Annotated in this window: 3 protein-coding genes and 2 pseudogenes; 1 reads left to right on the top strand and 4 read right to left on the bottom strand. The window is 73.0% G+C overall.

All coding sequences use genetic code 11. The annotated features are described in order from the left end of the window. From SACSA_RS26895 to SACSA_RS0115640, 3 genes and pseudogenes are all read right to left on the bottom strand, one after another. Positions 1-187 (bottom strand): annotated as a pseudogene (locus SACSA_RS26895) (AAA family ATPase); the annotation flags it as partial. 8 nt (positions 188-195) lie between these two features. Continuing rightward, positions 196-798 (bottom strand): annotated as a pseudogene (locus SACSA_RS23260) (FAD-binding oxidoreductase); the annotation flags it as partial. Beyond that, on the bottom strand, positions 795-2,246 hold the full coding sequence (locus SACSA_RS0115640) for an FAD-binding oxidoreductase (protein ID WP_019818572.1): 1,452 nt from the start codon (positions 2,244-2,246) through the stop codon (positions 795-797). The pseudogene SACSA_RS23260 and the gene SACSA_RS0115640, both read right to left, overlap by 4 nt. 247 nt (positions 2,247-2,493) lie before the next feature. Here SACSA_RS0115640 and SACSA_RS0115635 point away from each other — a divergent pair, with 247 nt between their 5' ends. Beyond that, complete coding sequence (locus tag SACSA_RS0115635) at positions 2,494-2,706, top strand: hypothetical protein (protein WP_028661923.1); 213 nt, start codon at positions 2,494-2,496, stop codon at positions 2,704-2,706. On the opposite strand, the gene SACSA_RS0115630 is transcribed toward SACSA_RS0115635, so the two are convergent. Further along, a partial coding sequence (locus SACSA_RS0115630; RefSeq protein WP_019818570.1) for a cytochrome P450 occupies positions 2,679-3,866 on the bottom strand: 1,188 nt, incomplete at its 5' end. The two genes, SACSA_RS0115635 and SACSA_RS0115630, sit on opposite strands and share 28 nt — an antisense overlap.

Here is a 3,866-nt window from a genome sequence, read left to right as displayed (position 1 = left end):
CAGGAACCGCTCCGTGTACAGGGACTGCTCGGCGGTATCGACGTCGATCCGACCGCCCTCGACGGCCTCGAGCGCGCGCAGGTGCAGCAGCTGCCGCGGGAAGTCCCACTCGTACAGCGCCCTGCCCCGCGTCGATTCCCTCGTGGCACTGCAAGCGGATCAACGGCAACCCGAGCGCCTCGGACAACCGGCGGCGCCCGAGAGCACCGACCGCGCCCGCTCAGCGGCCTCGGACAGCGGGCACTCGGCGCTGACGGTGCGGGTGGCCGCGGGCACGGGGTGCAGTCGCAGCACGACCTCGGCGAGCAGCGCGAACGCGCCGTAGGAGCCGTGCAGCAGCTTCGCGAGGTCGTAGCCCGCGACGTTCTTGATGACATGCCCTCCGGTGCGGGCCACGGTGCCGTCGGCGAGCACGACGGTCGCGCCGATCACCAGGTCCCGCATCGATCCGTGGGCCAGCGCCAGCGGCCCCGCGTCCGCCGTGGCGATCAGCCCGCCGACGGTGGCGCCCCGCCGCACCCGGGGCGGGTCGAACGCCACCCGCTGGCCGTGTGGTGCCAGCTCCTCCCGCAACTCCCGCAGGGGCGTACCCGCCCGCACGGAGACCGTCATGTCGGCGGGGTTGTAGGCGAGCACACCGCTCATCCGGCTCGTGTCGAGAACGGCGGGAGTCGGGCGCACGGCATCGCCCCATCCCGTCGCCGTCCCGGCCCCCCGGATGTCGAGGGGGCCCGCCGTGTCGGCCACCGCCTCGGCCGCGGTGCGCAGATCGGTGGGTGCCAGCATCGTCGCCGTCATAGCCGCTCGATCACCCCGGCCTCCTCGAGCGGGTGCGGTCGGTACCGCCCCGGTGCCTCGCCGCAGAGGCGTGGCGTGGGCAGTAGCTTGCCCGGATTGCACAGGTGCTCGGGGTCGAACGCGGAACGGACCCGGTCCATCGTGGCGAGGTCCGTCTCACCGTACATACGGGGCATCGAGCACGCCTTGTCGGTGCCGATGCCGTGCTCACCGGACAACGACCCGCCCAGCTCGACGCACAGTTCGGCGATGCGCTTGGACAGTTTCTCGGCGCGGTCCTGCTCGTCGGCCGCTTCGCTGTAGAGCACCAGCGGGTGCAGGTTGCCGTCCCCGGCGTGGAAGACGTTGGCCACGCGCAGTCCCTCCTCCGCGCCCATGTCGGCGATGCGGCCCAGCACCTCGGCGAGCCGGGTGCGCGGCACCACGCCGTCCTGCACGATGTAGTCGGGGCTGATCCGGCCCATCGCCGCGAAGGCGGCCTTGCGGCCCTTCCAGATCTTCGCGCGCTCGGCGGTGTCGCCCGCGATGTGCAGCCTCGTGCAGTGGTGCCGTTCGCAGATTTCGGTGACCCGCTCGAACTGGGTATCGCACTCGGCCGAGGGCCCGTCGAGTTCCACCACGAGCGCGGCGGCGGTGCCCAGGGTGTACCCGGCCTGCACGGCTTCCTCGGCGGCGCGGATGGCGAGCGTGTCCATCATCTCCACGGCAGCGGGCACGATCCCCGCCGCGATGATGTCGCTGACCACCTCACCGGCCTCGCGGATCGAGTCGAAGTCGGCCAGCAGCGTGCGCACGGTCTCCGGCACGGGCAGCAACCGTACGGTGATCTCGCACGCGATGCCGAGGGTGCCCTCCGAGCCGATGAACACCCCGCGCAGGTCGGGACCGAGTTGCTCGCCGGTGTCCCCGCCGAGGGTGACGACCTCGCCGTCGGGCAGCACGACCGTCATCTCGAGCACGTGGTTGGTGGTGAAGCCGTACTTGAGGCAGTGCGCGCCGCCCGAATTCTCCGCGACGTTGCCACCGATGGTGCAGACCTGCTGGCTGGACGGGTCGGGCGCGAAGTACAGCCCGTGCGGCGCGGCGGCGGCCGTGATGTCGAGGTTGGTCACGCCCGGCTGGAGCGTCGCCCGCCGGTCGAGCGGGTCGACGGAGAGCACGCGGCGCATCCGTTGCAGGGAGATCACCACGCCGTCGGCGACGGGCAGCGCACCGCCGGACAGCCCGGTTCCCGCGCCACGCGCGACGAAGGGCACGCCGTGCTCGTGGCACACGCGGACGGCGGCGGCCACGCCCGCGGTATCGGTGGGCAGCACCACGAGTGAGGGCGCCTGCCGGACCCCGGTGAGGCCGTCGCACTCGTAGCTGCGCAGGCCCACGGGGTCGGAGATCACGCCTTGCTCGCCGACCGCGCCCACCAGCGCGTCGACGACCGTCGACCCGAGCATACGCCTCCACCTTTCCACTTCACGGAACCGTGCTACCGCAGTAAGGAAGGACACGCTCCTAGGGAAAACGGTACATCGCCGGTGTGCGGGGTCAAGGCCGTCCGGTGAGTCAGTGACGAAAAGGTGCACCTATGGCGGCACTCGTTCACCGGTCGCGGTGCAGGCGGGTCCGTACGCGACGCCGCTCACCTCTCCCCGGGGCGTGTCGCCGTCGACCCGGGCGGCAGAGGGTGTTACCAAGGAGACCATGAGCTGCGCGGACTGCCGGATGGGTCTCGACCACTGCCACGGCACGCTGGTACGGCATGCCGACGGCGTCGTCGAGTGCACCGACGCGGGTTGTGTCGCCACCGAGGTCGTGCGGCACACGCTGGTCATCGAGTGCGAGAGCGTCGAGGGCGGCTGCTCGTGCGCCGCCGACCCCGCCGACGGTCACCGCGAGTTGCCGCGCGCCTCGTGACCCGACTCGGCGGGGCTACGGGCGAACGCAAGGCTGAAGTGGTCGAGCGTGGCGGGCAGCCGGTCGTGGGCGTCGCGCCGCCGCAGTGAGTGTGGCGCGCGCAGCCGGTAGTTCCCGCCCCGCAGGAGTTCGGCCAGCGTCGCGCTCGCGAGCAGCAGGACCAGATGCTGCCCCGGGCACTGCCCCGGTCCCGCGCTGAACGGCACGAGCCCGGGGTAGCCCTCGACCGCGCCCGGCACGTCACCCTCCGGCACGTCACCCTCCGGCACGGCATCGCCCAGCCAGGCGGCGGGCCGGAACCGGTCCGCGAAGGGCACCAGTTCCGGGGCGCGATGCAGGTACGGTGCGAACGCCACGAACAGCGTCCCGGGCGGGAGCACCTCGCCGTGCCACGACGTCGCCGTGGTGCTCTCCCGCAGCAGCACGGGGGTGGTCGGCCACAGGCGCACCGCCTCGAGTACGCAGGCCCGCACGAACGGGAGCCGGTCGTCGGCCTCGATCTCCGCGCGCGCTCGCACGGCCGCCTCGCGATCGGTGGCCAGCAGTGCGAGCGTGCGCAGGGTCGCCATGCCCGCCGCGTCGAACGCGAACAGCCAGTGGGGCACCTGCCCGTGTGGGTGGACGCCCGTGTCGGCGCCGTGCTCCGCGACCACCGCCGCGAGGCTGCCGGGTTCGGCGCGACGGAGGTGCGCGGCCAGCCGGGCGTGGAACCGTTCCCGCCGCCGTGTGGACCGGCGCGTCAGGAACGCCCAGTTGCCGCGCGAGCGCAGAGCGGCAAGCTGGTCGGTGAGCACATCGTCGTCGCGGGCGTGGTCCCCGAGGACGACGCGCCGCACGATCCGCCACCAGGCCACCGCGAAGGCGTCCCAGTCGAGGGTGGAACGGCCGTCGAGCAGCGCGGCCGTCTCCTCCCGTACGACCCGGGCGAAGTGGGGGGCCAAGGTGTGCGTGTCGTGCCCGCTCTCCAGGACCGCCTCGTTGAACCGGCGGCGCGGCGCGCGCACGGGCATCGGGCTGGCCAGGACCCCATGCGGCTGGAAGTGCGCCAGCGCGGCGCGCTTCTCCCGCGTGGCCGGGGTGAACGGGGACGGCGTGCGGGTGAGAACCCGGCCCACGTCGTCGGGGTCGAGCAGCACGGCCACCCGCCGCCCGGGGATGCG

Origin of the sequence: Saccharomonospora saliphila YIM 90502, assembly GCF_000383795.1 — a bacterium.
Classification (GTDB): Bacteria; Actinomycetota; Actinomycetes; order Mycobacteriales; family Pseudonocardiaceae; genus Saccharomonospora; species Saccharomonospora saliphila.
Note: the sequence above shows the minus strand (reverse complement) of the source record. Positions and strands in the feature narration are given on the sequence as shown.